Source organism: Paenibacillus sp. WG02 (assembly GCF_055396115.1).
Map to the genome: position 1 here is coordinate 2,842,028 of NZ_AP036016.1, position 23,087 is coordinate 2,865,114.

A 23,087-nucleotide genomic window follows, 5' to 3' on the forward strand; every position below is an offset into this window, starting at 1 on the left:
AGGTATGTACCGTTTGCTTATTGTCGACGATCTTCCGATCATCGTGGATGGTCTGATTGAGCTTTTTGAACAATCACATGATATGGACCTCGACATCCTGAAAGCTTATTCCGGCGAGGAGGCGTTGGAGGTCCTTCAGAACAACCGGGTCGATATCGTTATTTCCGACATTAAAATGCCCGGTCTTGAAGGGATCGAGCTGCTGCAGGAAATTAAAGCCCAGTGGCCGGCTTGTAAGGTCATTTTTCTAACCGGCTATAACGATTTCCATTATGTGCAGAGCGCCGTCACATACGGCAGTTTCGAATATTTACTGAAGATCGAAAGCGATGAGAAAATCATCCGTTCTGTCCAGCGGGCGATCGAGAAGTTCGAAGAGGAATACGATCAGCTGCAAATGTTTGAAAGAGCGAATAACCGGATGCGGCTGGCACTGCCATCACTCCAGAAAGATTACATTTCTGGACTTCTTCAAGGTAAATCTGTCACGAGCAGCCAATTGGAGAACCATTTTAAAGAGATCGATATGCCGCTGCGGGCGGACATGCCGGTTTTTTTGCTGCTTGGAAGGGTCGATGGTTGGAGGGACATGATAACGGCTCCGGATAAAGCGCTGCTTATTTACGCCATGCAAAATGTTACCGAGGAGTTCTTGTCGCCACGCGTGCGCAGTTATTCCTATGTGTACGACCAGTCCAAAATCGTATGGTTCATCCAGCCCATAGACGTGAACGATGCGCCAACACCACAAGATTCATCCGATGTACTGTGGAAACAAACATCCACGTATGTAAGCGGCATGCTCGAGAAGATTCAGCGTACGTGCAAGAAGCTGCTGCAGCTGCCAGTCTCTTTTATTCTAAGCAGCGAGTATACAGCGTGGAGCGGTGTTTTCGAAAGATTTCATAGCTTGAAATATGGATTTGTGTACGGAATGGGATTGTCCAGCGAGGTTATTTTGAGCGATTCCGACATCAGACGGTCAGAGGAAGGCACGGCAGCGGATAAGCAGAACGATTTTTTCCATTATACCCGCGTGCAGCTGCTCGCCAAATCCCTGGAGAACAGCCACCGGGAAGAATTTTACAAGCTTTACTTGGAATTGACGGAGATTTGGAGTGAGGAAAACAGCCCGTATGAGCGTAAAAAGGAGCTCTATCACTCTATGGCAGCTGTATTTCTGGCTTACATCAATAAAAGCTCACAGATGCGCGCATATTTGAATAAGGTTCATGATTTGGCTACGTTGTTCCAGTACGGCGACAATGACTCTTGGCTTTCCCTAAGGCAATATTTTATGCAAACTGCTGACTGTCTGTTCGACTGGAACGCAGCCCAAGGCGCGGTGCTTCCGGCGGAAGTAGTGCAAAAAGCGCACCGGTACATCGAAGCCCACATTTCCACGGATATTTCATTAAATGCGATCGCGGACCACGTTGGATTGAATCCGTCGTATTTTTCCAGACTTTACAAGCAAATGACCGGTATCGGGTTATCCGACTACATCATCGACTACCGGAATTTGAAAGCAAAGGAGCTGCTCATTGACAGCACCATGAAAGTGAACGAAATCGCCGCCGCACTCGGCTACAACTCCGCACTGGCCTTCATCCGCTTCTTCAAGAAGCAGAACGAAACGACACCCCAAGAATTCAGAATGCTGCGGATAAAGTAAACAAGTGTATATAAAAGTAAGAAGTTATCTCTTTGTATGCAGGGACGGGTCTTTTAGTATGAATAGTGAAGAGGCCTCTTCAAGCGTTATTATAGTGAACCTATTTTAGGAGGGGAAATGATGAATTTGATGAAACAATGGATATCCCTGGCTGTTTGTATGGTGATGATGTTCGCTTTAATGCCTGATGTGCATGCAGCCGAGAAGCAACCGGAACTTCGCAATCTTGCCAAAGGTTTAAGCTATGAGTGGTCGGAGACACCGGAATCCAGTTATCCGGATACCGGGAATAAGCTTACGGATGGAATAATTGGCGGCTTGAACGTGTTGGATCCTGCATGGACGGGACATTTGCATAAGAAAACTCGTGAAATCGTGTTTGATTTGGGAAGTTCCAAATCCATCTCCAGCATTAAAGCCCATTTCCTGCAAGACTGGCCGGGATCGGCCATTCTCTTTCCTCTGACGGTTTCCATGTACGCTTCCGACGATAAGCAGCATTGGGGGACGCTAGCCAATAAAGCAACAGAGCATCTGTGGAGCGACGGACCTCCTGTCGATCAATACTATGTTTGGGACGGAAACAAGGATGGCGTAGAGAAACCTGGCCATGACGCGACGATGGCGTATGCCCGATATATTAAAGTGACGTTCTCCATGCATCCTAGAGCCTGGTCGTTCATAGACGAAATCGAGATCTGGGGGACCGATGGCAAAGCGAAGGGGGCAAAGATGGTACATGCCGATCCATTCACTTATTTGCAACCAGGTAAAGACACTGCAGGCATTTCCAATTTGTCGCTCTTATATAATGGCTATTATGCCAACGGAGAAGGCAACTGGACGAAGGAGAAGTTGATTCCCGAAATTAGCTATATCAATAAGGAGGGGAAACCGGTCGATTGGTTCTTTGACGGCTTCCTTATGCTCGGATTGATGACACCTCAAGGGCGCGATTTTGGCGGCGGTGGTTCATACCTGTCAGACTGGAAATGGTATCTCGATAAGACGCTCTCCGATCAAGGTGACTTGCGTCAACTCAACGAGGCGACCAAGGAAGTCGGAGAGAAACTTGGGCAGCCGAAGCATAAATCAAAAGTAGTTATGATGATACCGAATCCGGGAGAGTATTTATCCGATTTCGGCGATGTGGACGGCGACGGAATAATGGAGAACTTCAATGAGGGCATCGTAGGCAAAGAGGCGGCTTTGGCCAATAGACAGAAAGCCGTTAGTTGGTGGATTCAAGAGGTTAAGAAGCGTTGGAACGTACAAAATTATTCCAATCTTGAGCTTGTCGGCATGTATTGGCTGGATGAGCAGGTTAGTACGAGTGAGACGGGACCGGAAACTCTCCGTTTAGTCAATAAACTCGTTCACGATCAGGGCTTCAAGGCGTTCTGGATCCCTCACTTCCTGGCGTACAAAAGCTTTATGTGGCAGGATGTCGGCTTTGATGCAGCTGCTTTTCAACCGAACTATTACTTTGAACAGTTGAATGTTGACCGTATGGAAGATGCTTCAACGATTGCCAAGTCTTACGGAATGGGTATGGAAATGGAGTTTGATGACCGAATGCTGACTGATAAAGTGTTCCGCGACAGATTCTACGATTATCTCAAAGGCGGCGTGCAGTATGGCTATATGCGAAATGCATTTAAAGCCTATTACAAAGGCAGCGGCCCCGTTCTGAAGAATTCGGCAACAAGCACAGATCCGGAAATTCGAAATTTGTATGACTCGCTTTACCGATTCACCAAAGGGACATATTCGAATTAACGGCAAGCAGATGCGCTGGTAAAAAAAGTATAGGGCTGGGGATGAATCGGGAACTGCAGAAATCGGCAGCCCGCCCGGCCTTTTTCGCATAATCGGCATTAAACGCGGTTTCATGGAAAGTATTCTAGTCCATAAATTTTTCATTGACTTGGGTAGGGATTAAAAGTTATTATAATTGTGTTGTTACTTAAACGTTTAGGTACTTAAACGATTCAGTAAAATTAGAGGGGGAATATGAATGTCCAAACGTCTGTTAATTACTTCTATTATTGTTGTTCTTTTCAGCTTGTCATTTCTCGTTGGCTGTACGAAAAAATCAACCCAACCAGAGCAAGGTCAAGTAAAACAAGACAGCACAAAGCAAGGAGGAGCTAAACCAGAGGCTGGAGCTGAGCTGCTAGTTTGGGAGTCCAAAGGGCCTGAATTGGATTACTTGAAAGCGATCTCAGCAACCTTTGAAAAAGAATATGGCGTTAAAGTGAAGGTAGAAGTGGTTCCTGCTATTGACTCTGTGAAGAAACTTACGACAGATGGTCCTGCTGGAATAGGGGCTGATGTATTCTCTGCACCTCACGATCAATTAGGCAATGCCGTTACAGCGGGACTTGTTTTACAGAATGATGTATATAACGAAAGCATGCGAAATGAAATCATGTCTTCGGCGATTGACGGGGTTAGCTACAAAGGCGTGTTATACGGGTTCCCGACAGCTATTGACACCTATGCGCTTTTTTACAATAAAAAATTGATGGAAAAGGCTCCGAAAACGTACGATGAAATCATGAAGTTTGCAGAAAGCTATAACGATCCAAAAAACAAAAAGTACGCCTTCATGTGGGATGTACGACAGTTGTATCAATCCTATTCATTCCTTGCGGGTTACGGCGGCTATGTATTTGGCAAGAATGGTACGGATGCAACTGATATTGGTCTGAATAGTCCCAAAGCGATCGAAGGGGCGAAGTTCTTTCAATCATTAAAGAAAATACTTCCGTTAAACGTCAATGACATCAATGATAATATCATTACAGGCTTATTCCAAGAAGGGAAAACAGCTGCTGTCATCAATGGACCCTGGTTAATGGCCGGTTTGTCCAAAGTGAACTTTGAGTATGGGGTAGCGCCGCTGCCGCTTTTGCCAAATGGCGAACATCCACAAAGCTTTTCAGGCATTAGAGCGCTGTATGTGAATTCGTATACCAAATACCCGGTTGCTGCGAAATTGTTTGCTAGTTATGCAACAAGTAAAGAGAATTTAATTAATCGGTTTAAAATGACGACCCAACTGCCTCCAAGAAAAGACATGATGAATGATCCGATCATCACGATGGACGCTAATGCATCGGCTTTCCTTGAACAAGCGAAATACTCGACGCCAATGCCGTCCATACCGGAGATGGGGAATGTTTGGGTGCCCGCAGGTGCTGCACTTGCTTCCATTTGGAACGACAATGGGGATCCGACAACCGTCCTGAATAACGCGGTAGAACAAATTAAGACAGCAATGAAGACTAAGAAATAAGGCGGTCTTACGTATGGATTTGAATCAAAGCGCCCTTCGACATCGAACGATAGCCGCAATTTGCTCCACGGTTTTTATCGGTCTAGGTCAGCTTTATAACAAACAATATTTAAAAGGCTTCGTATTCATCATCTTGGCTCAATTGTTATTCTGGAACTATTATCCCATTGCATATAAAGGGATTATGGGCTTAATCACGTTAGGTGATGTGCCTACCCAAATCATCAATGGGAAAGTGGTTCATGGCGATCACTCCATTTTTATGTTAATTAACGGTCTAATTACACTTGTGGTTATCCTTTTGTTCATAGGCTTCTATTTGATTAACATTTATGACGCCAAGAAAAACGGGGGACTGAGGGATGAAGGAGGCAGTGTCCCTGGATTCATGGATTCCGTTAGAAAAGCGAAGTTTAGAAATTTCCCTTATCTATTATTACTGCCAGCGGCATTTTTTGTACTCTTTGTTACGATTATACCACTCGTTTTCAATGTTTTGATTGCTTTTACGAACTATTCGGCTCCCGCCCATATTCCTGATCGATCCTTAGTAGATTGGGTAGGTTTTAGAACTTTTTATGATTTATTTGCGCAAAAAGCATGGAGATTCACGTTCTTTGGCATAACCGTTTGGAATATTGTATGGGCTGTGGCTTCTACCACAACTGTTTTTTTGAGCGGGTTAATACTGGCGTTGATGCTGAATCATCCTAAGATTAAATTCAAAAGATTTTGGAGAACCGTCTTTATCTTACCTTGGGCAGTCCCGCAATTCATCTCTATATTGGTTTTCAGGGTTTTATTGAACGGTTCGTTTGGTCCCATTAATGATGCAATCGGCAAACTTGGATTTTCTCCAGTGCCCTGGCTATCCGATCCGACCATGGCAAAAGTTACGATTATCGGCGTTAACTTATGGTTTTCGACGCCTTTCCTTATGGCTCTGATGTCGGGTGTTTTAACGACTATGCCGCGCGACCTTTACGAAGCAGCCGAAGTAGATGGCGCCTCAGGAAAGCAAAAGTTTTTCAAGATCACTCTTCCGCTTGTTTTACTGGCTACCGCGCCCATATTAATTATGCAATTTGCCTTTAATTTCAATAACTTCAACTTGATTTATTTGCTTACGGATGGCAAACCGGATAGTCCTGCTTATTATTACGCGGGAAGCACGGATATTCTCATCTCGTGGATCTTTAAGATGACGCTTAATCAAAGTCAATTTAATATGGCTTCCGCTGTGTCTATCATTATGTTTATCTTTATTGCGATGTTTTCCTTATGGAATTATAAGCGGATGAAGTCAGTCTAGGAAGAGGATCTGGTCTAAATGTCTAAATTAAAATCCAACCTGATTGTAACAGGGATTTACACGGTATTTGCCGTTTTGCTTATTGCAGTGATCTATCCGATCATTTGGGTTATTGGGACGTCGCTTAATCCGGGTAATGCTCTACTGGTAAGTAAGATGATCCCTGATGAGCCAACTATCGCTCACTACATTGATCTTATTAGGAACACTGATTTTGTGCTGTGGTATCAAAATACAATAAAGATCGCCATTTCGAATGCCATTGTGTCGACAGCCCTTGTTGCGGCGACGGCTTACGCATTCTCAAGATTTCGTTTCAAGGGCAGAAAACAAGGATTAATGACATTGTTGGTTCTTCAAATGTTTCCTGGCTTCTTATCCGTCATGGCGATTTTTGTTTTGTTATTACAGACGAAATTGTTGGATACCCATCTGGGTTTAATCCTCATTTATGCCGGAGGGTCCATTTCGATGGGGACTTGGGTAATGAAGGGGCATTTCGATACCATTCCGAAAAGTCTTGAAGAAGCCGCTTTTATCGATGGAGCGAGCAATACGGATGTGTTTTTTAAGATTATATTTCCTTTATCGCTACCGGCGATTACCTTTGTTGCACTAAACAGTTTTATTACGCCATTCATGGATTTTATTTTGCCGCAAATCGTGTTGAGATCATCAGCAAAAATGACTTTAGCCCAAGGCTTATATAACATGGTGGCCAACGAAACGAATTCCAGCTTTACGCTTTTCGCTGCCGGCGCTGTGCTTGTGGCATTACCTATCACTGTTCTGTATATGTATTTCCAAAAGTATTTAATTAACGGAATTACGTCAGGGGCAGACAAAGGGTGATGGAGGAAAGTAGATCATACGTAAGGAGACTGCCATGATATTTGAAGCGATTTACCATAGAACTGCTGATTCTTATTGCTACGCCTATGATGACAATTTGATCCATATCCGGTTGCGGACAAAGAAAGACGATCTTCAAATGGTGAAAGCCATCCACGGAGATAAGTATGATTTGGATAAAACCGTTAGTGAGAAGCTACTATATAAGATGGCTAGCGATGAGCTGTTCGATTATTGGCAAGCGGAAATCGCCCCTGAGCACTTTAGGTTACGATATGCGTTTGAATTAGTTTCGAGCGGTCAAACGTTTTGGTATACGGAGAGCGGCTTTTGCAAGGAGAAACCAAAGGATCCGCTGAAATTTTTCGATTATCCGTTTCTTTGGTCGAGTGAAGTTTTAAAGCCGCCGGGGTGGGTAAAAGAAGCTATCTTTTATCAGATTTTCCCTGAACGATTTGCGAACGGCGATCCATCGAATGATCCGGCCAATGTTCGTCCATGGGAGGATGCCAATCCGGGTCCGCATGATTTCTACGGGGGAGATTTACAAGGCATATTAGACCGTATCGACTATATTAGCGCCCTTGGTGTAAATGCCATCTATTTTACTCCTATCTTTGAAGCGGAGACTAATCATAAATACGATACGACCGATTATTTAAAAGTGGATCCGCATTTCGGTGACACTACATTATTGAAAAAGTTGGTCAATGCTTTTCATGATCGCGGCATCCGCGTAATCCTTGATGCGGTGTTTAATCACAGCGGTTTTTGGTTTGCCCCTTTTCAGGATGTGATCGAAAAAGGTCCTGACTCTGCGTATTGGGATTGGTTCCACATCAAAGAATATCCGCTTAAATATGAACCAAGGCCGTCTTATCATTGTTTTGCTTTCGAGTCCCATATGCCGAAGTTAAATACTGCGAATCCGGAAGTCAGGAAATATTTACTGGGCATTGCACAATATTGGATAAAAGAGTGCGATATTGACGGGTGGAGATTGGATGTTGCGAATGAAGTTGACCATGAATTTTGGAGGGCATTTCGCAAGGAATTAAAAGCGGTCAAACCTGATTTCTATATCTTGGGTGAGATTTGGCACGATGCCATGCCATGGCTTCGAGGAGATCAGTTCGATGCGGTCATGAACTACCCGGCTACGGAAGCCATCATTGATTTTTTTGCAAAAGAAACGACCGATGCGCTGCAATTCTCCTATCAGATCAATCGCTTGTTACCCCAATATCCACAGCAGGTAAACGAAGCCGCCTTTAACATTCTTGGAAGTCATGATACGCCTAGATTGCTTACCGTCTGTGGCGACGAGAATAGATTCAAGCTTGCCGTCTTGTTTCAGTTTACTTTCCTCGGCGTGCCATGTATTTATTACGGCGATGAGGTGGGGATGAGGGGAGGCCAAGACCCCGATTGCAGAAGACCGATGATTTGGGACGTGGAGGAACAGAATCACGAACTTCTTGATTTTTATCGGAGTTTGATTTCATTGAGAAAAAAACATCTTGCACTGCAAGGAGGCCACTGAAAAAGTAAAACCAAACAAAGGTGTAGTATTCTCGCGAAAAATGTGAGGAGACTGCACCTTTTTCTTGTATACTTTTATTATCATTGGAATAAGGGTGAGTCGAGTGATCCAAAAACAACAAACTTTGCTGTTAAGTCCTTATGTTGAACTCTATAATTTGATTGTGCCTAAGGATAATTTGCTTCGACAAATAAATGAACTCGTGGATTTTACATTCATATACGAAGAACTTCAGGTAAATTACTGTCTCGATAATGGTCGTAATGCCATTGATCCAATCCGAATGTTTAAATACTTGTTGTTGAAAGCTATTTTCGATTTGTCCGATGTGGACATTGTTGACCGTTCTCGTTACGATATGTCCTTCAAATATTTTCTTGGAATGGCGCCAGAAGACCCTGTTATGGATCCTAGTTCCTTGACCAAATTTCGCAAACTTCGTTTGAAAGACATGAATTTGCTGGATTTGCTCATTCAGAAAACTGTGCAACTTGCCACCGAAAAGGGAATTATTAAGAGCAAGGCTATTATTGTTGATGCCACCCACACCAAAGCGCGTTACAACCAGAAGTCTCCTCAAGAAATCTTGCAGGATCGGGCACGTAAGGTGCGCAAAGCTCTCTATATGATAGATGAAAGCTTAAAGGGCAAGCTCCCAGCCAAAAATACCAATGCAGATTTGAAAGATGAGATCAGTTATTGCCAAAAACTCATACATACCGTAGAAAATGAGCTAGGTATTGCTTTAGTGCCCAAACTTCAAGAGACCCTCAACATGTTGAAGGAAACCGTTCTAGATGATGTAGAGCAGCTTCGAATTTCAGAAGATGTTGACGCACGGGTTGGGCACAAGAGTGCGGACTCCGCTTTTTTTGGGTACAAGACACATCTGGCCATGACCGAGGAACGAATTATTACAGCAGCCATCGTTACAACAGGTGAAAAGAACGACGGTAAGCAACTACAAGAACTCATTGAAAAAAGTAAAGTGGCAGGCATGGATGTCCGAACAGTGATCGGCGACATGGCGTACTCGGAGAAGGACAATCTCATCTACAGCAATACAAACCATATTGAATTAATAGCCAAACTGAATCCCGTGGTTACCCAGGGAAACCGGAAAAAAGAAGAGGAGTTTGAGTTTAACAAAGACGCAGGTTTGTATGTTTGCAAAGCAGGTCATTTGGCGACGCGAAAAGCGAGGCAGGGGAAAAAAGGTGTCAGCAAGAACCAAGTGACTACCTATTATTTTGATGTGTCGAAATGTAAGCGATGTCCTCTTCGGGAAGGGTGTTACAAGGAAGGAGCCAAGTCAAAGAGCTACTCCGTCAGCATAAAGTCCGACGAACATTCCGACCAAATGGCATTTCAAGAGAGTGAAGATTTCAAAGCGAAGTCGAAAGAACGCTACAAAATTGAAGCGAAGAACAGTGAATTGAAGCACAGACACGGGTATGATGTAGCCACTTCCGCGGGTCTATTAGGTATGGAACTTCAGGGAGCAATGGCGATTTTTGCGGTGAATCTAAAACGAATCTTGAAGCTAAATGATTAAAATTGAAAGTCCCAAAAGGCCAAAAACAGCGAAAGAAGACATCGACCACTTAGGAGGATGTCTTCTTTTTTCTGTAAATGAACCACCAATTAAACTAAAAGGCTAGTTCTTCAGTGGCCTCCACTGCAAGAGGGCTCATTTCGAATTATTTATGCAAAAAATCGTCAACTTGTCGTACAAAGGCAGCATGCCAGCGAACAACTTACCATTTGTTTTAATCATAGCAAACACTCGACTTCCGTGGACTTTGCATTTCTAAGTGAATCATCGCCTGAAATACTCATGGGGAACGGAACATATCAAATGACCGAAAATAAAATTTCTGTAAGTTTACCTTCATTCGGTTGGATCGTTTTGACAGCGTCGCTGTAAGTAATTGACAAAGTAAAAGCGATGTGATTAAATCAACCTAAACGTTTAAGTAGGGTGGGTTTCTCATGAAAAAAGCAACGATAAAAGATATAGCTGGAGCGGCTGGCGTATCCATTGCCACAGTGTCTTACATTTTAAATGATGTCAAAACGCAGTCCATTTCCGATGAAACGCGCGTGAAAGTGCTGAAAATCGCACAACAGCTTAAGTATGTGACAAACCGGACGGCTCAGTCGTTAAAAATTAAGAAAACAGGACTGATTGGCATCCTGCTGTTTAAAGACAAGGATCAGAACCCATGGTCTGATTTGAAATATGTTAGAACCATATACAAGATCGAACAGCTATGCAGCAAGTTGGGCTACCATGCTCTCTTTATGCAAATCGACAGTACGGCACCTTCCTCCAAGATCATCATGGAAAGAAATTTGGATGGCGTCTTCATCATCAATGTTGATAAAGAAAAGTTCTCGACGATATCCAATTATTTCGGATTCGGCATCCCGATATTCGTCATCGACAGTCATATTGAAGACAATTTATTTCACAAAATCATGCCGAACTTTGAGCAAAGCTTTCGCGTATTGAATGAATTGTTCGCGGAATCCCCGCAATTTCTCATTATGGATGCTTACAACAATGAAGAACTGGTGGAGCTCATTAAAGAAAAATCCAACTTGGATCAAGATCGGATATATATTTACGAGAACAGAGAGAGTTTGAACACTTTCTTATCCAAATTTGCCGATCGTCCAGGGGTTGTCATCAACGAGTTTTTGGCGAATGAAGTATACAAGACCCATAAGAAAACAGTGTCTATATGTACGTGCCATTACTCGGAAATTCTCCCTGAAGAAATGATGAAAATCCAGTTTGAATTAAATGATTATGAAGAGATCGTGCACAGTTTGGATCGTTACATGAATGAGCAGGATTACGTAAACCCTGATAAGTTTTTCTTATTGACAACCAAATTGTGACTTTGTTACAAGGAGAAATGCTTTGTGAATTCATCAAGGCTCATCGAGCTCAAAGATTTTTATTCCAAGACCCTTAATAATTACAGAAATATATTTGTTTATTTGCCTCTTAGTTACGATACAGATCTACAGAAGCGATATCCTGTTCTATACATGCACGATGGCCAACACGTATTTTTTGAGGATCAAAAGGGTGAGTCGTGGGAGGTTCATACAACGGTAGACAACCTGGTTTCGCAAGGAAAGATGCGAGAAATCATTGTTGTCGCGATCGCCCATGTTGAAGATGCAAGGATTGCGGAGTATATGCACGCGACCCCTGACGGGAACAATGTTTTTGATGTAATCAATCAAGGCGAACTTTACGAGGCTTTTCTCATTCAAGAGGTTAAACCTTTTATCGATCGGGCACTCCGAACTTTGACGGGCAAAGAACATACGGCTCTCATGGGATCGTCTGCGGGAGGGCTTGTGTCTTATAATATTGGATTCCGTCAATCGGACACATTTGGCATGATAGGAGCCCTTTGTCCTTTCTTTGTCAGCACAGACCCGGGCACGATGGAAGAAACATGGTTAAGTGACATCTACACGGAAAAGAAGAACCTGAAAATCTGGATGGATGTCGGAGATTCTGAAGGTTTTACGGTCATGGAAAAGCATGTCCGGTATGTCACGGATATTCTACTAAGAGCTGGATATGTACTCGGAAACGATCTGATGTACTACCTCGCAGTCGATTCCGGTCACTCTCAAAAGGATTGGGCTGCTAGGGTTCATGCGCCGCTCATTTATTTTTTTGGGGAAATAGGCCAGCCTGTTCGGGTTGATCTACACGGCCCTAAGGTTGTTGGCCTGAAGGGGCCAAAGGTAACATTGAATCCAGTGGTACACTTCGATAGCGGTTTTTTGATGACGGATTTAAACGCTTATTATGAAGTTGTTGATCCCGAGATATTGGAGGTTACAACGGACGGTAAACTAGTTCCTAAAAAAGAAGGGAAAACGATGATCCAATATAGGAATGGTAGCTTAACGGCTGCTCTGGATGTTACCGTTGTCCCTTATATGTCTGATACGGCTACGGTTAAAGTCTTCGTTAAAGTGCCGGAATTCACGCCAAAAACAAATAAGCTATATGCAGGCTTAGAGCTGCCGATGATTCGTGATGGACTGTATGGCGGAACCTTTGAGGTACCTAGGGATATGTCATTTGAATTTCGTATTTCTCGAGGTCTAGGTCAGCATGAAGTTGATCTTCAAGGCCGAGAAATTCCTTATCGCTTATTTACGACGAATGATGGTTTAGTCCTGAATTACGAAGTGGAGAATTGGATAGACATAGCAGCTGTGGCTGATAGAGGTGAATAGGATGGACAGCAAATCAAGCATACTGCGGATCGAAAATTTTTACTCCACACATTTGGACAATAGAAGAGATATTTTTATATACCTCCCCCCCAGTTATCGATACGAAAAGAGTAAGCATTATCCGGTATTGTATATGCATGATGGGCAAAATATTTTCCATCCTGCCTTTAACGGCTACTCCTGGCATGTCAACGAAACCGTGGATAGATTAATTCAAAACCATGCGATGGAAGAGATCATTGTTGTGGGCATTCCGAACATGGGTGCAGAGAGAGCAGATGAATTCACCCACGATATGGAAGGGATTCTCCATCAGTCCGATAAAGTTCAAATCAAGCCCAAAGGCCATTTGTATGAAGCGTTTATTATTGATGAGCTAAAGCCTTACGTGGATTCCGTGTTTCGGACCTTAATCGATCCAGATCATACAGCGCTAATGGGGTCATCCAGAGGCGGGCAAGTCACCTATCATATCGGATTTCGCCGACCGGATATTTTTGGTAAGCTCGCCATCATTTCACCTTATTTTTACTGTGTGGACTCTCTGACATTGGAAGAAACGCCAGTTTATCATGCTTTTAGTAAGAAGCAGTCGACCTCTCAAATCTGGATCGATTTGGGAGGCAGCGAAGGCACCTTGGTGATGGAAAAGCATGTCCGTGAGGTTGCAGAGAAACTGTTGGACTTGGGATATGAAGCAGATAATGAACTCATTTATTTCAATGATCCAGGAGCGGAGCATTCGGAGAAAGACTGGGCACTGAGACTATCTTCTCCTCTCATTCACTTTTTTGGGGAAAAGGGGAAGGAACGTTCTCTGTCTTTACACGGCAGCGAAGAGGTTGGTCTTACTGGCCCCAAATGTAGGATGAATCCGATTCTTGCCTTTGAAACCGGCTTTCAGATGTCTTTGCTGCGTGCGATTTATGAAGTAGAAGATCATCGCATACTGGATGTTCTGGATGACGGAACCGTGGTGCCGTTGGAAGAAGGGGAAACTTCGGTAACGATCAAATATCGGGATTTGGAAGCTACAAAATCAATTCGTGTGGTCAATGCTCAAAAAGAACGTGTGACCTTAGAAATGGTCGTTCATGTCCCGGCGAATACGCCTGAAGATATAAAGATATATGCGTGGTTTCCATTAACTCATAATTGGGGAAATGATACTTACTCCAATCAACTTCAAGTACCTTTTCATGCTGAATTCGTCTACCAAATTAGTAGGGATGATGGAGCTTTCGAGGTTGATCAAACAGGGAAACCTGTGCAGCGTAAATATAAAGCCGTTTCAGATTCGAAAGTAGAAATTAAAGTCGAACATTGGTCTTAAACAATGAAGGGCCTGTCCCATAAGGCGTTCTTCTTTCGCTCCGTATCGAAACAAAATAGAGGCTGCTCGCTAGGTTATTAACCTTTTGAGTCAGCCTCTTTGTTTTGTTGGGTTCATATGATATCTCAAAACGGAAATATGTACGTATTATTCCGAAGTGTATCTATTAGAAAATTGAATCTTGTAGTATAAATATAGAAAGCGCTATCAGATGGGGGCAACTAGAGTTTTGAGCAGAAGTCGAATCATGTTGCATACAATTAAATCGAATTCATTTAAATAAAAGTGAGGAGATAGAAAAATGAAGCTTCAATATTTCTCAGCAGCAGAAAAGTGGACAGAGGCTCTGCCAATTGGTAATGGCCGACTCGGTGCCATGATATTTGGCGGGGTGATGAACGAACATTTGCAATTTAATGAAGATACATTGTGGTCCGGTTCCCCAAAGGACGGCAACAATCCCAGAGCCAAAGAAGTACTTCCAGAAGTTCGGCGTCTCCTCATGGATGGTAAATTTATAGAAGCAGATAAGCTGAGTAAGGAAATGTTGGGTCCGTACACACAATCCTATATGCCGCTTGGCAACTTGCACCTTAAGTTTGATCACGGAGATCTTTATCAATCTTATCAACGGAGCCTATCTCTTCAAGAAGGAATATCGCGAGTGGAGTATCGGATTGGCAATGTTACATACAGCCGGGAAATGTTTGCTTCCCATCCGGACCAAGTGATTGTGCTTCGTTTACAAGCAAGCAAGACGGGGATGTTGAACCTGCATATTAGGCTGGATAGTCAACTCCACTATCGAACGGATACATTTGAAAATGATCTGCTGCTTAAGGGAACTGCACCTGAACATGTGGATCCGAATTACTATGCGACCGATAATCCGATTGTATACGGTGATCCTATAGCTGCAGAAGCGATACGTTTTGAAGCTCGTCTAGGGGCAGTGCTGGATGACGGTAAGCTGCAAGTCGATCATGACGGCATGCATATTCTTGGAGCTACGGGGGTCACACTCTATTTCGTGGCAGAGACTAGCTTTAACGGTTATGACAAATCGCCTGGCAGACAGGGGAAGGATCCTGAGCCTCTTGTTGCCCGAGCGCTGGAGTTGGTGAAGGCGCAATCGTATGATTCACTGCGACGCAAACACATTGAGGATCATCAATCTCTATTTAATCGGGTAGAGCTTAGCTTGGGTGAAACCGTTGCGCCAGCCGATTTATCGACGATAGAGCGGATATCCGAATATGGGGCCAAGGATCCCGGACTAATCGAGCTCTTATTTCATTATGGCCGTTATCTGATGATTGCCAGCTCTCGTCCAGGCACGCAACCGGCTAATTTGCAGGGCATTTGGAATAAAGAAATCCGGCCGCCGTGGAGCAGCAACTATACGCTTAACATTAATGCACAAATGAATTATTGGATGGTAGAAACCTGCAATCTTGCGGAATGCCATGAGCCTTTCCTCGGTTTTATCGGAAGATTGTCGCAGAACGGAAAGAAAACAGCAGATGTCAATTACGGGGCTCGTGGCTGGACGGCACATCACAATACGGATATTTGGTGCCAAGCCTCACCTGTAGGTGATTATGGTCAGGGAGATCCTGTTTGGGCATTATGGCCGATGGGGGGACCCTGGACAACACAGCATTTATGGGAGCACTATGCATTTGGCAAAGACGACACTTTCTTGCGCAATTATGCTTATCCTATTATGAAAGAAGCAGCGCTTTTTTGCTTAGATTGGTTGGTAGATGACGGTTCTGGCCGATTGATTACCATGCCATCTACGTCTCCGGAACACAAATTTGTGACCGCAGAAGGAAAAGCCGGCGTTAGTGCGGCAGCCACCATGGATATGTCAATCATTTGGGATTTGTTTACAAACTGTATGGAAGCATCCGACATTTTGCAAATGGATGCTGACTTCCGTCTAGAATTGGAAGATGCGCGAAGTCGCTTATTTCCGATGCAAATCGGCAAATATGGCCAGTCTGCAGGAGTGGTCTCAGGATTTCGAGGACGAAGATAAGCATCACAGGCATATTTCCCATTTATTCGGCGTTTATCCTGGCCGTCAGTTGACACAGCATACAACACCGGAGCTATATGCTGCGGCGCAGCAATCCTTGAATAGGCGCGGAGATGAGGGGACGGGATGGAGTCTCGGCTGGAAAGTGGGATTATGGGCCCGATTTGGAGATGGAAACCGGGCGCTAGACCTGATTGCCAATCTGCTTAGGCTTGTTAAAGATGATACGGAAAATTATCAAACGGGCGGTATTTATGCGAATTTGTTTGATGCACACCCCCCGTTTCAAATTGATGGCAATTTTGCCGCGGCATCTGGAATAGCTGAACTTCTTCTGCAATCCCATCAGGGTTATCTTCAATTGCTTCCCGCTCTGCCTGATGCTTGGCCGACAGGCTTCGTTAAAGGCTTAAGGGCACGCGGAGGATTTGAGGTGAGCATAAGTTGGGATAAGGGTGAAATTGTTGAAGCGGAGATTTATTCGCATTCTGGAGGACTTTGCAGCGTTCAGATCGATGCTTTAGTTAAGAGTGAATTTCAAACAGTGATAGGAAAACGATATACGCTTTCATTGAATCCATTAACCGTTCAAGAACATTGAATGTAGAAGGGCAACAAGGATTGGAAAAAGACACCCCATGCTGTATGCTGCATGCTAGGTGTCTTTTTTTAACATCAGTCTATTGCAGTCCCCCTTGTACTGCACGTGGACTTGAGAATAAAGGGAATCCAAAGAAAGGAAAAAGAGCTAATGTTCCTGCAGCTATTCCCGCTCCCGAACTACTGAGAATGCCAATAAGCTGAATGCTATTGATATTGAAAGAGTAGGTGCTTCCTGGGAGGACTTCGAAGCTCAAGTTATCTCCTAAGTAGGTTAGCACTTGTACGGTCAAGGTAATGTTGGTACTGTCATTCTCCTGTAGAATTGCGACAGTCTTCTCAAGAATATCGAACTAATAATTCCTTAGATTGATTAATCAGTCTGTTTTAGCAGACCATACTCCACCCATTCTTCCAGTGAAGGACCATACATGCCAGGTACTTTCAGACCTGCTTGACGCATTAGAACCGTCATTTGACCGCGATGGTGTATCAGATGACAATTTAAGATATAAAGCGTTAATCCATTCGACCATTTTTCTCCATGTATATCTTTTATTTCTTTTAATGATTCGTCTGTCCATTGCTCTTTTATTGCGGTAATCATGGATTCACTTGACTGACGAAAGCTATTCGCTATTTCCTTTGCAGAAGAGGGAACCTGGCTCCCATGCCCACCCACTGCATCAAATTTTAATCCGGTTTTAGATATCAGATCATGACAAGAAGTAGTTATATGCCAAGCCAGTTCCCCCAGTGTTCTATGACCATGAACTACCTCTTGATTCAATGAAGCATCTGTCAGCACATCCATGACTTTTTGTGTCGAGTTTGCTTCATGGTTCCAGTTCGTCATAAATTCTTCGATTGTACGATACATTCTTCTAATCCTCCTACTATCAATTTGATCTTAGAAATTTAACATTTAACCTTCGTTCACAAATGTTGCAGCCCGATGCGATTGCCTTCGCTGTCAATAAACATGCCTAAGTATCCAGCGTTATTTCCAGCATATGTTTTCTCCATAATAACTTGTCCACCAGCTTCATGTACGCGTAATAGAATTGTTGCCAGGTCTGGGCTTCCATCCAGGTATACAGTAAGACCCTCTGTAGATGGTTTGTGATTCGGTCCCTGTACTAAAGCTCCACCATTAAACTGCTCCCGAACCGGGAAAAATGCGTATTCGGAATCATCCATCGGAACCACTTGCATTTCACACTGAAAAATCTGCTCGTAAAAAGTTTTTGCCCGTTGCAAATTCACTGCTGGAATCTCAACCCAAATAAACAAACGTTGTAACATTTTTTAACCTCCATAGACTATAATTTGAATGCTTTTAGCTATTCATAAATATAGACGAATGAGCTGGTCAAAAATCATCGGTACGTCTAAATAAAAGCACGATAGTTGCTACTTCGAGAGTGACTGGTAAATTTTACTCGTCAGGTTGTTGCTTACTGGTGGCTGGCCTCGCTTCTAATTGTGTCGGAAGACCAAACCGAGAATACAGGGCTACATCTATAAAGGTGTGAATATGACCGATTTTTCCATCTTTAATCTCAAGCACATGTATGCCCCACGGTTTCAATGTCCCATCTGGGCCAGTAGGTGCATATTGTGCATAGGCAGGACTGTTACCGTTGGCGCTGACCGGAAGGAGCCGGGAACCCAAACAATGGCTTCGCGTGGCTATATAGAATGAAGCGAGGTTGGCTTGGCCACGAACCCACATGACGAAAGGCGGCATCGACAAGCTTCCGTTCTCATGAAATAACTCCATTAGCACATCGATATCGTATCGTTCAAAAGCTTCCACGTAACGGGAGAGAAGTTGGCGGTCTGCCTCGGCATCCATATCCCGAAGCTCATCCGACCGAAGGTTCGCACGAGTCATCGTCGCCCGCGCTCTTTGTAAGGCACTGTTGACAGCCACTGAGGTCATTCCCATTGCTTCCGCAGTTTGTTTGGCCGACCATCTGAGGACATCATATAGAATGAGCACCGCGCGTTGGCGGGGTGGTAAGGTTTGCAGCAGTGCAATAAAGGACAATCGCAGGGAATCCTTCCGAACTAGAAGATCTACTGGATCGCATGCAGTGTCAGGCACCGGCCAAATCCATGATGTATGGGGTAAAACCGTTCGAGGTTCCACAATCGAAACGGCGGGACCAGACAGGTCCATTGGAAGTGCACGGCGCTTTGTGTATCGCAGCTTATCTAGACAAACGTTTGTAGCAATGCGGTAAATCCAGGATCTAGGCGAGGATTCCTGCCTAAATTGGTCCCAACATTGCCAGGCGCGAATAAGGGTGTCCTGAACAGCATCGTCAGCATCGAAAATTGACCCTAACATTCTGTAACAGTATGAAGTTAGCTCCGTCCTAAGCTCTTCGAACAACTCTAGCTCTATTGGCTTTTCGATCATATTACCTCTATTATCGATATTTGATTTTTCTAAGTAAACTCTTCAAACGCTCAGAAGTAGCCGACGAAGCAGTAAAAATCATAATCTTCAGATCCTGATTTCCCGGTGGCTGCAAGGTCACATGCTCAAATTCCATCTCCCCGATGCAAGGATCCTTCCATCGTTTATGGCAGTCAGCAACCAACTGAACGTCATGTCGTGGCCAATAAGAACGGAACAATTCGCTTAGCTGCATAAATTCCTCCGTCAATTCCCCAAATCTCTCGTCTTGCGGGAAGTGTGCGTAATCAGCACGAAACTGTGCAATCATGACCTGCGCTTTGGCTTCCCAATCCAAATTATTCGTTCGAAGAGAAGAATCGGTCAAGAAACGTCGCATCCAGTTAGTGCGCTGTCCTGATCCCTTAGAAAATTCCGGCAGGCGAAACACGATTTCTGCTGCTTGATTCCACATCAACAAATCCCAATATCGCCCCAATATGAACGCAGGATTCGGTTCAAGAGCCAGCACCGTGCGCTCCAAACCAGCGCTTACCTCATGTTCGGGTTCATCTTCCTTCACTTCAGCTGCCTTTGCCAACATGTGAAGATGACGACGCTCATCAACAGACAACTTTAGTGCTTCAGCCAAGCTATCAAGCACTTGTTCGGAAGGATTGATATCTCTGCCCTGCTCCAAAGAGGTATACCATGAAGTCCCCATATGGGCAAGCTGGGCTACTTCTTCGCGGCGCAACCCGGGCGTTCGGCGACGCCCGTATGACGGCAGCCCCACTTCCTCTGGAGTAAGGCGTTCTCGACGTGCTCGCAAAAATTCGCCAAGCGATAAGCTAGGAGGGTTCTCTTTCATAGTCTTGTCCCCTTTAACCTGACACTGCCAGTCGTACGATAAGCGCAGGAAGGCAGATGATTCCAGTATATGTAATACTGCAAGTATAGCACCAACAAAACTTTAGGAGGTAATCGAAAATGAATATTTTTGTAACTGGGGCAACAGGAAAAGTAGGAAGCCGCTTTGTACCACGCTTGCTGCAGCGCGGTCATAACGTTAGTGTTTTGGTGCGTGATGCGACGAAAGCGGGTACGTTTCAACTGCAAGGCACAAATTTGATTGAAGGCGATCTTTTTCAGCCGGAAAAATTCGCTAACGCGCTGAAAGGCGTGGATGTCGTTGTACATCTAGCGGCGCAATTTCGCGGTGTAGACGAAGCAACTGCGCGAATGTCAAACATCGACTCCAGTATCGCTTTGGCGGAAGCTGCCCTGAAGGCGGATGTTCCACGATTTGTATTTGCAAGCACCAACTTATTGTATGGCGCAGGGAATACTAGCGGACCGAGCCGTGAAAATGACCCTTTGCAGCCTGGATTCCTTTATCCTCAGACCAAAATGGCGGCTGAAGAAGCTTTACTCCAGCTTTATCGTGATAAGGGATTAGGGCTCCGCATCGCACGGTTAGCTTTTGTCTATGGGGAAAGCGATCCTCATATTACAGAATTCCTACCGATGATGCGTACATGGCATCCCGCCAAGCGGCTTCACATGGTCCACCATGCGGATGTTAGTCAAGCCCTGTTGCTTACCGCTACCACCCCTGGCATAGATGGCCACATCTATAACGTGGCTGATGACTCTCCGATTACGGTGGCAGAGTTGTTTCAGCTTCATCATCAGTCCGAACAATTAGCGGCTGAATCCATACAACAACCGTTCAATCCATGGGACATGATCGTGGATACAAGCCGCATACGGAACGAGCTCAACTATCGTCCAGTTTTCCCTTCATTTTATACAGCAAGAGATGCTGGAGCCTTGTGATTCATTCAGCTTTCATGTCCCCGAACCATAAATATAATGACTTTTGGATATACTGGATTTACAAGAGGTGAGATCTGAAGGTTATCAATCTGTATATATAAAAAAAGCCCCAAGCTTCTTTATACTAGCTTGGGGCATGATATTATTTATTTTTTCCCGACGGCGTACCTGTTGGCGTTTCCCCTGGAGTAGCGCCTGGTGTTGGCGATACGGAGAGCGTGCCAGTTGGAGTAACGGCTGGCGTTGGCGAAACGGTAGGTTTGACTGATGGTGTTACGCCAGGCGAAGGCGTCATGCTTCCTTCCGGCGATGGAGACGGTGTCTCGATTACGCCAGGCGTTTGCGTGGGTTCGGGTGTTCTTGTAGCAGAAGCCGTGGGATTCGGAGTAGACGTTGATTTGGGTTTATTGGCATGCTGCTTTTGCATGTCCGCAATATAATCCGGATTGTCGTAAGCACCGCCCGGATCAATCTTCGTCAACCCATCCCAGATATTCGGAACTTGAATCTTATCCGGATGTTCAAAGACGAGCAGGGCGGAAGGCAGTCTGCGTTCGCCATATTTACTGGACGGTTTAGTAATGAGTTGTCCATTTACAACCATCTCGGAGGAGGCGCCGCCGTCAAGGAAGCCAGCGTTGATACATCCCTCTGCCAGCAATAAATCCTGTACTTCCTTCAACGTCGCTCCAATACTGTAAGGAGGTTGACGCCCGTCGATGACCACGAGAATGATGACGCCGTCAGCACGCTGACCAATGGCTGTCCGCGGGTTGAGACCATCTCCTTCGATCGGTAAAGCTTTACCGTTCGCAATCACGCGCGGATAGAACGACACCGCATCTGTAACGTGCATCTGCAACAGTTGGTCAATTGGATATTTACCTATAACGAGCTTTCCTTCTTTCGTGAAGGCAACTACGTGTTGTGGAACGGTTCCGTCCACGCCAGTGTACAAAATTTTACCTCCCGACATGATGACGCCGACCGGAGAAAAACCGTTGCCAAGCCCTTGCGGATCGTCGAAGCCGCCGCCGTTCACTCCGGCAACCGCACCCGTTCGCTGTACCATGGAAGTTATGCGTTCTCCTTGGCCTACCGTGTTGGGTACGACAACGCGCAGAGCTCGCGGGTCGTAGACATACATTTTTTTGCCAACCCAACCATGACCCGAGATGTCTTCGACTTTCGTTAATTCACCATTATGTTTGCGGATCGTAATTGCGCTCAAATCCTGCGGTTCTTTGGCGTTTGCATCGCTCATTAAGCCCATAGCGTTGATCATTTCATCGCGTTTCTTGGCACCGACGAAGATCCAAGCCCAGTCGCGGTGTTGCGTTTCGATGACAGTATTAGCCAAAAACATGCGGATATTCGTCCCTAGTGGAGTCAAATATAGGAAGCTAGAGCTAAGGAATCCAAACAGCGCGACTGCGCCCAAAATTCGCTTCAGCCAGCTCCAGCCCTTAATTTGTTTGAACGTAGTTGTTGCAATATTCATGTTAACTCCTTCTCCTATTCTATCGATTTATACCTCTTCTATCTCTCAAAAAAATCTCATTAACTAAATGTTAACTTCAGCAAACCAAATTACATTTTACCACTCTGTATTCTTAATAACATTGGTATTTATTGAAATAAAAGTATTGTTTTTACAAAAAAAAGTGTGGAATCCGTATTGTACGGAATTATTGCTTGCCTTTTAAAAACATTAGAGTTATTATGGACACGTAAAGTCTTTAATCGAGAAGCTGAATGAAATATTCGCAGGCGACCGACTATGCGCTTCATGCAATCTATCTCTGATAACGGCGGCACCTGATAAGCCTGATGGCGTGCTATTGCTTGCTGAGCTTGTCGAAATTAATCAAAACGAGTAAGGATCCGCTTTTTTTTAAAAGTT

19 protein-coding genes are annotated in these 23,087 nt (G+C 44.5%); 14 read left to right on the forward strand and 5 right to left on the reverse strand.

Features of this window, described 5'->3' with window-relative positions; genetic code table 11:
• The first annotated feature begins 4 nt into the window (after positions 1-4).
• From ACBP55_RS12610 to ACBP55_RS12670, 13 genes are all read left to right on the forward strand, one after another.
• On the forward strand, positions 5-1,675 hold the full coding sequence (locus tag ACBP55_RS12610; RefSeq protein WP_464651966.1) for a response regulator transcription factor: 1,671 nt from the start codon (positions 5-7) through the stop codon (positions 1,673-1,675).
• A 120-nt stretch (positions 1,676-1,795) separates the two neighbouring features.
• Positions 1,796-3,454, forward strand: coding sequence for a DUF4855 domain-containing protein (locus tag ACBP55_RS12615; RefSeq protein WP_464653305.1), 1,659 nt, complete (start codon positions 1,796-1,798; stop codon positions 3,452-3,454).
• Between the two features lie 238 nt (positions 3,455-3,692).
• On the forward strand, positions 3,693-4,976 hold the full coding sequence (locus ACBP55_RS12620) for a sugar ABC transporter substrate-binding protein (RefSeq protein WP_464651968.1): 1,284 nt from the start codon (positions 3,693-3,695) through the stop codon (positions 4,974-4,976).
• Between the two features lie 13 nt (positions 4,977-4,989).
• On the forward strand, positions 4,990-6,288 hold the full coding sequence (locus ACBP55_RS12625) for a sugar ABC transporter permease (RefSeq protein WP_464651970.1): 1,299 nt from the start codon (positions 4,990-4,992) through the stop codon (positions 6,286-6,288).
• 18 nt (positions 6,289-6,306) lie between these two features.
• Positions 6,307-7,140, forward strand: a complete 834-nt coding sequence (locus ACBP55_RS12630; protein WP_464651971.1) for a sugar ABC transporter permease — start codon at positions 6,307-6,309, stop codon at positions 7,138-7,140.
• Between the two features lie 34 nt (positions 7,141-7,174).
• Complete coding sequence (locus tag ACBP55_RS12635; protein ID WP_464651973.1) at positions 7,175-8,683, forward strand: glycoside hydrolase family 13 protein; 1,509 nt, start codon at positions 7,175-7,177, stop codon at positions 8,681-8,683.
• A gap of 103 nt (positions 8,684-8,786) precedes the next feature.
• Entirely contained in the window at positions 8,787-10,238 is a 1,452-nt protein-coding gene (locus ACBP55_RS12640) for an IS1182 family transposase (RefSeq protein WP_464644886.1), read from the forward strand.
• Between the two features lie 147 nt (positions 10,239-10,385).
• A complete protein-coding gene (locus tag ACBP55_RS12645) occupies positions 10,386-10,610 on the forward strand; it encodes a hypothetical protein (protein WP_464653306.1) in 225 nt (74 codons plus the stop codon).
• Positions 10,611-10,675: 65 nt separating this feature from the next.
• Positions 10,676-11,590 carry a LacI family DNA-binding transcriptional regulator gene (locus tag ACBP55_RS12650; protein WP_464651975.1) on the forward strand — a complete coding sequence of 305 codons (915 nt, stop codon included), beginning with the start codon at positions 10,676-10,678 and terminating at the stop codon, positions 11,588-11,590.
• Positions 11,591-11,614: 24 nt separating this feature from the next.
• On the forward strand, positions 11,615-12,961 hold the full coding sequence (locus ACBP55_RS12655; RefSeq protein WP_464651977.1) for an alpha/beta hydrolase: 1,347 nt from the start codon (positions 11,615-11,617) through the stop codon (positions 12,959-12,961).
• Between the two features lies 1 nt (position 12,962).
• Positions 12,963-14,294: an alpha/beta hydrolase gene (locus ACBP55_RS12660; RefSeq protein WP_464651978.1), complete on the forward strand. Its 1,332-nt coding sequence runs from the start codon at positions 12,963-12,965 to the stop codon at positions 14,292-14,294.
• Between the two features lie 301 nt (positions 14,295-14,595).
• A complete protein-coding gene (locus ACBP55_RS12665) occupies positions 14,596-16,338 on the forward strand; it encodes a glycoside hydrolase family 95 protein (RefSeq protein WP_464651980.1) in 1,743 nt (580 codons plus the stop codon).
• Positions 16,292-16,939 (forward strand): glycosyl hydrolase family 95 catalytic domain-containing protein, encoded by a 648-nt coding sequence (locus ACBP55_RS12670; RefSeq protein ID WP_464651982.1) that lies wholly within the window; start codon positions 16,292-16,294, stop codon positions 16,937-16,939. The genes ACBP55_RS12665 and ACBP55_RS12670 overlap by 47 nt, the downstream gene beginning before the upstream one ends.
• A 372-nt stretch (positions 16,940-17,311) precedes the next feature.
• Here ACBP55_RS12670 and ACBP55_RS12675 read toward each other — a convergent pair whose 3' ends face one another.
• From ACBP55_RS12675 to ACBP55_RS12690, 4 genes are all read right to left on the reverse strand, one after another.
• Positions 17,312-17,818, reverse strand: coding sequence for a DinB family protein (locus tag ACBP55_RS12675; protein ID WP_464651984.1), 507 nt, complete (start codon positions 17,816-17,818; stop codon positions 17,312-17,314).
• Between the two features lie 56 nt (positions 17,819-17,874).
• Complete coding sequence (locus ACBP55_RS12680; protein ID WP_464651985.1) at positions 17,875-18,243, reverse strand: VOC family protein; 369 nt, start codon at positions 18,241-18,243, stop codon at positions 17,875-17,877.
• Between the two features lie 133 nt (positions 18,244-18,376).
• A complete protein-coding gene (locus tag ACBP55_RS12685) occupies positions 18,377-19,366 on the reverse strand; it encodes a sigma-70 family RNA polymerase sigma factor (RefSeq protein WP_464651986.1) in 990 nt (329 codons plus the stop codon).
• A gap of 10 nt (positions 19,367-19,376) precedes the next feature.
• Positions 19,377-20,216, reverse strand: a complete 840-nt coding sequence (locus tag ACBP55_RS12690) for a helix-turn-helix transcriptional regulator (protein WP_464651988.1) — start codon at positions 20,214-20,216, stop codon at positions 19,377-19,379.
• Positions 20,217-20,335: 119 nt separating this feature from the next.
• Here ACBP55_RS12690 and ACBP55_RS12695 point away from each other — a divergent pair, with 119 nt between their 5' ends.
• Complete coding sequence (locus ACBP55_RS12695) at positions 20,336-21,184, forward strand: NAD-dependent epimerase/dehydratase family protein (protein WP_464651990.1); 849 nt, start codon at positions 20,336-20,338, stop codon at positions 21,182-21,184.
• A 142-nt stretch (positions 21,185-21,326) separates the two neighbouring features.
• Here the strand turns inward: ACBP55_RS12695 and ACBP55_RS12700 are convergent, their stop codons facing one another.
• A complete protein-coding gene (locus ACBP55_RS12700) occupies positions 21,327-22,685 on the reverse strand; it encodes a phosphodiester glycosidase family protein (protein ID WP_464651991.1) in 1,359 nt (452 codons plus the stop codon).
• Between the last annotated feature and the right edge of the window lie 402 nt (positions 22,686-23,087).

Coding starts and splice junctions, on each gene's coding strand:
- ACBP55_RS12610 (WP_464651966.1), top strand. CDS start 5: ATGTACCGTTTGCTTATTGTCGACGATCTTCCGATCATCGTGGATGGT.
- ACBP55_RS12615 (WP_464653305.1), top strand. CDS start 1,796: ATGAATTTGATGAAACAATGGATATCCCTGGCTGTTTGTATGGTGATG.
- ACBP55_RS12620 (WP_464651968.1), top strand. CDS start 3,693: ATGTCCAAACGTCTGTTAATTACTTCTATTATTGTTGTTCTTTTCAGC.
- ACBP55_RS12625 (WP_464651970.1), top strand. CDS start 4,990: ATGGATTTGAATCAAAGCGCCCTTCGACATCGAACGATAGCCGCAATT.
- ACBP55_RS12630 (WP_464651971.1), top strand. CDS start 6,307: ATGTCTAAATTAAAATCCAACCTGATTGTAACAGGGATTTACACGGTA.
- ACBP55_RS12635 (WP_464651973.1), top strand. CDS start 7,175: ATGATATTTGAAGCGATTTACCATAGAACTGCTGATTCTTATTGCTAC.
- ACBP55_RS12650 (WP_464651975.1), top strand. CDS start 10,676: ATGAAAAAAGCAACGATAAAAGATATAGCTGGAGCGGCTGGCGTATCC.
- ACBP55_RS12660 (WP_464651978.1), top strand. CDS start 12,963: ATGGACAGCAAATCAAGCATACTGCGGATCGAAAATTTTTACTCCACA.
- ACBP55_RS12665 (WP_464651980.1), top strand. CDS start 14,596: ATGAAGCTTCAATATTTCTCAGCAGCAGAAAAGTGGACAGAGGCTCTG.
- ACBP55_RS12670 (WP_464651982.1), top strand. CDS start 16,292: ATGGCCAGTCTGCAGGAGTGGTCTCAGGATTTCGAGGACGAAGATAAG.
- ACBP55_RS12675 (WP_464651984.1), bottom strand. CDS start 17,818: ATGTATCGTACAATCGAAGAATTTATGACGAACTGGAACCATGAAGCA.
- ACBP55_RS12680 (WP_464651985.1), bottom strand. CDS start 18,243: ATGTTACAACGTTTGTTTATTTGGGTTGAGATTCCAGCAGTGAATTTG.
- ACBP55_RS12685 (WP_464651986.1), bottom strand. CDS start 19,366: ATGATCGAAAAGCCAATAGAGCTAGAGTTGTTCGAAGAGCTTAGGACG.
- ACBP55_RS12690 (WP_464651988.1), bottom strand. CDS start 20,216: ATGAAAGAGAACCCTCCTAGCTTATCGCTTGGCGAATTTTTGCGAGCA.
- ACBP55_RS12695 (WP_464651990.1), top strand. CDS start 20,336: ATGAATATTTTTGTAACTGGGGCAACAGGAAAAGTAGGAAGCCGCTTT.
- ACBP55_RS12700 (WP_464651991.1), bottom strand. CDS start 22,685: ATGAATATTGCAACAACTACGTTCAAACAAATTAAGGGCTGGAGCTGG.